Below are 4619 nucleotides of genomic sequence, written 5' to 3'. Positions count from 1 at the left end.
CACTCGGACGGAGTCCTCAAAGACTCTAGAATGAGTGTTGCACAAAACGACAACGCCGCTACGACTTCCGTCAGCAGACTCAAGTACCTCATTCCACCGGTGCAGAGTAGGGCATCGGCTCAGGTTCGGTGAAAGTCTGCACCTGGCTTTGGCCCAGCGTGTCTGCGGCGGTTTTGCTGATCAACAGTAGGGTCGCCGCCAGGGCCAGCCCGATAATATCCCGCCACATGCTCCACTCCTCAACTCCTCACTCCTCTTGCCCATTACTGTAGCGGCGGTTTTCTCGACTGGGCAGTGATGGAGGACGGATTTTTGCGTGACACAAATCACTGCCAAAATTGCGGCTTTGCCCCCCGCCGGCTAGTCCCGGAACGTCAGTTGCAAGCTGGTTATCAGCAGCACCAAAGAAGAGACCGCCATCACCCCTCCCCAAAACCAGTAGGGCAAGAACAAGTTTTGGGCAATTTGGCTGGAATCGGAGTGGATCACCTGCCCATTGATCACGGCAGAGGCCGTAAACAAGTAGTCAAGCTGGTGGTAGGTGCTCACACAGGCCTGCACCCCCAAAAACTGTGCGGCAAAGCCCCGCAACCAAGGGGAAGCCCAGCAGCCCACCGCCAAGATCCCCAGCCCAATAGCCGGGATCAGCAACAGGCCAAATAGAGAGCGCACCCAGAGCACCGCCGACAGCAACAGCAGGGATCCCAAAGCCAACAACCCCAACTGGGCCGTACCTTGACGACGAGAAGCCAGGATAAAAACCGCCCCGGCCATTGGGGGCCCCATTGGCCCGCCGGCGGCCACCAAAGCTCGACCCACCGGCCCCAAAAACAAGTGCCCACTGTGAAAGGCCAACCCCGACCCGTCGGGATAGATCTCCAGACGATGAAACTCCCCACCCAACAGCACTGCCGTCAAGCCGTGGCCCATCTCATGAAACCAGGTGGCCAGAATCGTAAAGGGGTAGAGGATATAGTTGCCCCAGGGGAGCTGCCAGAGCAAGACCGTCAGACCTGCAGCAGCCACCAACCAAACCAAGCTGTGCCGGCCAGGTTTCTCGGAAGGGGAGGGAGGCAGCTCAAACTGAGTCATAGAGCAGCAGTGGGTAGACAGAAAAAAGCCTAAAACGCCTCGTCTTCTTAGACGACTGCCGGCAGAGGAGAGTTCCAAGCCAACCCCGAGAAAATCCAGAAAAACATATGTCTCAAACCAGTTTGCAATGGATGTAGGTCAGGTAGGCTGAAAAAGACTCTGAGGGATCCCTGTCTGTGGCCACCTTCCTGCGCGACTGGAGCTACCGCTTTCCCTGGCTTTACCGCAGCATCAGCCGCGGGGCTGCTCTGGCGGTGGGGGGATACGAGCGGCTGCGGAAATTGCCCCTACAAGGGATCCAGATTCATCCCCAGGAGCGGGTGTTGGATCTCTGCTGTGGCCCAGCTGAAGTAACCCCACTGTTGGCGGAGCTGAGCCAGCAGGTGGTGGGCCTGGATGCTTCCCCCAAAGCTCTAGCGGCAGCCCGCAAACGCCTTCCCCAGGTGGAGTTTGTGGAGGCCTTTGCCCAAGATATGCCCTTTCCCAATGCCAGCTTTGATTGGGTGCATACCAGCTTGGCTCTGCACGAATTGTCCTTCGCCGACTTGGAGCAGGTGCTGCGGGAAGTGTGGCGGGTGCTCAAGCCGGGGGGAGGACTCTTGATCCTGGATCTGCATGCGCCTCGGCAACCCCTGATCTGGCCTGGTCTGGCCCTCTTTCTGGCCCTTTTTGAAACCGAGACCGCTTGGGAGCTGCTCAAGCTGGATTTGCCCGAGTATTTGCATCAGCAGGGGTGGCAGTCCATCCGGCAAACCTTGCACGCTGGGGGAGCCCTACAGGTGATCCAAGCCCATTCGCGATAGCAGCCTGCCGAATGAGCTGCTCAACGCGCTCCACACCACTGACGAAAACCAAGAGAGATGGCAACCCTAAACAGGCCCAAAAGACTCTAGCCTTGATGCCAGAAGGGGGTGCCAAGGACGGGCGTACTGGGCTGAGCTGTCTCCTGAGGGATCATGGCCCCGGCAAGGTAAGCTCGGCGGCCTGAACGCACCGCTTCTGCAAAGGCCTCAGCCATGACCACCGGATCCCGAGCCAAAGCCACTGCCGTGTTCAGCAGCACCCCATCAAACCCCCACTCCATCACCTGGCAGGCGTGGGAGGGCAGACCCAAGCCGGCATCCACGATCAGCGGCGCTTCAATCCGTTCCCGCAGCAGGCGTAAGCTGTAGGGGTTGAGGGGGCCTTTCCCGGTGCCGATGGGGGCCGCCCAGGGCATGACCACTTGACAGCCGACATCCAGCAACCGCTGGCACAACACCAGATCATCGGTGCTGTAGGGCAACACCTTGAAGCCGCGCCGGATCAGCTCAGCCGCTGCCGTCGGCAGTTGTAGGGTATCCGGCTGCAGCGTGTAGTCATCCCCAATCAACTCCAGCTTGATCCAGTCGGTGCCGAACACCTCCCGCGCCATCTCCGCCGTTGTGATCACCTCCTGCACGCTGTGGCAGCCGGCGGTGTTGGGCAGAACTGGGATCCCCATCTTCTGCAACAGAGCCCAGAACCTCTGGGAAGTTTCTGGCCCCAGTGCCCCTTGCCGCCGCAGAGAAACCGTCAACAAACAGGGCTGCGCGCGCGCCACCGCCTGCTCCAAAATGGCCGGCGAAGGGTAGCGAGCCGTACCCAACATCAGACGGCTGGGCAACGGTTGGCCATAGAGCACCAAAGGATCCTCATCGGCCAGAGTTGAGGGAGAGCAATGGAGAAGGGTGGACATGGCTGAGGCAGATAGAAAAGCGGACTTGAGCGCTAGCCGCCGGCAACCGGAGCGACGATCTCCACCTGGTCGCCTTCTTGCAGACGAGTTTGCTCGTATTGGGCACGTGGCACAAACTTCAGATTAACCGCTACCGCGAAAGGGCCGCTGGCCCCCACCTGAGCCACTGCTTCGGACAAAGTGGTGCCTTCCGGCAAATCGTAAGGCTTCTGGTTGATCAAGACACGCATGGCGACAGGGACTCACCGGAAAGAGGGGCAGCCTGCACCTGAAAGGGGATCCCAAGCTGCTGGGCCAAGCGACAACTACCCTGGTGGAGATACTCCAAGACAGCATCGTGGATGGCCGGGGAGATCAGAAAGCCATGGCGATAGAGGCCGTTGATCTGCAACAGGCGAGGTGAGCGCTCCACCACGGCTGGCAGGTTATCCGCCAAGGTGGGACGACATTGGCTGCCCAATTCCAGGATACGCGCTTCGGCAAAGGCAGGATGTACGGCGTAGGCGGCGCTGAGCAACTCCAGGGCGGAGCGGACGCTCACCGGCGAGCGATCCTCAGATTCGATTTCAGTGGCCCCCACTACGAACAGGTGTCCCGGCTTGGGAGCGATGTAGATCGGATAGCGAGGATGCAACAGCCGGGTTGGGCGCCGCAAAGAGACTTCCGGGGCATACAGGCGCACCACCTCACCCCGAACTCCGCGCAGCAGTTTTTGCCCGCCCCATTCTTTTTGGGATCCCAGGCCGCGGCAATCCAAAACCCAGCCTCCGGTTTGTTGCTGCCAGGCTTGGGCCTGCTTCAGATCCCAGGGGCAACCCCACTCCACTTCCACCTCGTGCTGCCGCAACTTGGCCAGTAAAGCTGCCAACAGTTGGCGGTTGTCCAGTTGGCCCTCTTGGGGAAGATACAGGCCCTGCGCAAATCGCCCGGCTACCGATGGCTCCAGCTCGGCAATAGCCTGGGCATCCAGCGGCTGAGGGCGGGGGAGATGCGGGAGGTGTTCCCCCACAGCGGCCAGTAGCGCCGAGAAGCGCTTGGCTTCCCCGGCATCTTGGCGGTGCCAGAGGATCAAAGTGCCCTCCTGCTGAAAGAAAACCGGCTCTGGCAGGCTGGCCAGAAGGGCGGGCCAGCGGGAGAGGGCATAGTACCCCTGGGCCACCACACTGGCTTCGGCGATGGCAGACTCGGCTAGGGGAGCCAGCATAGCAGCGGCAAAATGGGCAGCACTGCTCTCAACAGCAGCAGCAGGAGCCGCCTCCACAATGCGGACGGGATGCCCAACCTCGACAAGGCTGGCGGCCAACAAACGCCCCATCAGCCCAGCCCCGAGGACAAGGATGGGATCCCGCTGCGCTGCCCAAGGCAAAGTGATCCCTGCCGCGTCAGCGGCGGGGAATGAGCCCGTCAGACTGGCTGGCGGGTCTGGCGGAGAAGAGGAGGGTGAAAGGGTCAAAGTGCCCTGCGCTGCTGACACAATGGATTCCATACTGGATCCCATGATAGGCTTTCCAGCTCGGCGATGAATCTGCTCCCACCTGTGCCTGCATTTGTTGATGGAGTGCTGGGCCAAGCTTCGCTGGAACGCCTTTTCACTTGGAGCTTTTTGTTTGATCTCGCTGTTGGTCTCCGGGATCCGTCTGGGGGTGCCGGTGTTGCTGGCGGTGTTGGGGGAGGTGATCACGCAGTGTTCTGGCATTCTCAATTAAACCGGAATGAAACATTTCCCTCTAGCCCCCTTCTCCCTCTGAGAGAAGGAATGGGGGTGAGGGCAGTGGCGCGGAGCGTTTAGGGGGTGTCTCAATCTAGTTTG

The 4619-nt window shown here is 60.3% G+C and carries 6 protein-coding genes; 1 reads left to right on the top strand and 5 read right to left on the bottom strand.

Features of this window, described 5'->3' with window-relative positions; translation table 11 throughout:
• Positions 1-88: 88 nt before the first annotated feature.
• The gene (locus tag NW819_RS00565) at positions 89-229 is read right to left on the bottom strand and encodes a hypothetical protein (protein WP_414344387.1); all 141 of its coding nucleotides are present in this window, start codon (positions 227-229) and stop codon (positions 89-91) included.
• Positions 230-360: 131 nt separating this feature from the next.
• Positions 361-1092: a M50 family metallopeptidase gene (locus NW819_RS00560; RefSeq protein WP_414344389.1), complete on the bottom strand. Its 732-nt coding sequence runs from the start codon at positions 1090-1092 to the stop codon at positions 361-363.
• A 176-nt stretch (positions 1093-1268) separates the two neighbouring features.
• On the opposite strand from NW819_RS00560, the gene NW819_RS00555 reads away from it, so the two are divergent.
• Positions 1269-1895: a class I SAM-dependent methyltransferase gene (locus NW819_RS00555; RefSeq protein ID WP_414412571.1), complete on the top strand. Its 627-nt coding sequence runs from the start codon at positions 1269-1271 to the stop codon at positions 1893-1895.
• A gap of 86 nt (positions 1896-1981) precedes the next feature.
• On the opposite strand, the gene NW819_RS00550 is transcribed toward NW819_RS00555, so the two are convergent.
• From NW819_RS00550 to NW819_RS00540, 3 genes are read right to left on the bottom strand one after another with little or no spacing between them, the layout of a single operon-like run.
• Positions 1982-2809 carry a thiazole synthase gene (locus NW819_RS00550; protein ID WP_414412570.1) on the bottom strand — a complete coding sequence of 276 codons (828 nt, stop codon included), beginning with the start codon at positions 2807-2809 and terminating at the stop codon, positions 1982-1984.
• 32 nt (positions 2810-2841) lie between these two features.
• The gene (gene thiS, locus NW819_RS00545) at positions 2842-3039 is read right to left on the bottom strand and encodes a sulfur carrier protein ThiS (RefSeq protein ID WP_414357500.1); all 198 of its coding nucleotides are present in this window, start codon (positions 3037-3039) and stop codon (positions 2842-2844) included.
• Complete coding sequence (locus NW819_RS00540) at positions 3027-4295, bottom strand: FAD-dependent oxidoreductase (protein WP_414412569.1); 1269 nt, start codon at positions 4293-4295, stop codon at positions 3027-3029. Before NW819_RS00540 ends, thiS begins: the two co-directional genes overlap by 13 nt.
• Between the last annotated feature and the right edge of the window lie 324 nt (positions 4296-4619).

Origin of the sequence: Synechococcus sp. R8-2 (genome assembly GCF_047461715.1) — a bacterium.
In the GTDB taxonomy this organism is placed as follows: domain Bacteria; phylum Cyanobacteriota; class Cyanobacteriia; order Thermostichales; family Thermostichaceae; genus Thermostichus.
Note: the sequence above shows the minus strand (reverse complement) of the source record. Positions and strands in the feature narration are given on the sequence as shown.

Excerpts from the sequence above, each read along its gene's own strand:
- NW819_RS00550 (WP_414412570.1), bottom strand. The coding sequence starts at position 2,809 with ATGTCCACCCTTCTCCATTGCTCTCCCTCAACTCTGGCCGATGAGGAT.
- NW819_RS00560 (WP_414344389.1), bottom strand. The coding sequence starts at position 1,092 with ATGACTCAGTTTGAGCTGCCTCCCTCCCCTTCCGAGAAACCTGGCCGG.
- NW819_RS00565 (WP_414344387.1), bottom strand. The coding sequence starts at position 229 with ATGTGGCGGGATATTATCGGGCTGGCCCTGGCGGCGACCCTACTGTTG.
- thiS (WP_414357500.1), bottom strand. The coding sequence starts at position 3,039 with ATGCGTGTCTTGATCAACCAGAAGCCTTACGATTTGCCGGAAGGCACC.
- NW819_RS00540 (WP_414412569.1), bottom strand. The coding sequence starts at position 4,295 with ATGGAATCCATTGTGTCAGCAGCGCAGGGCACTTTGACCCTTTCACCC.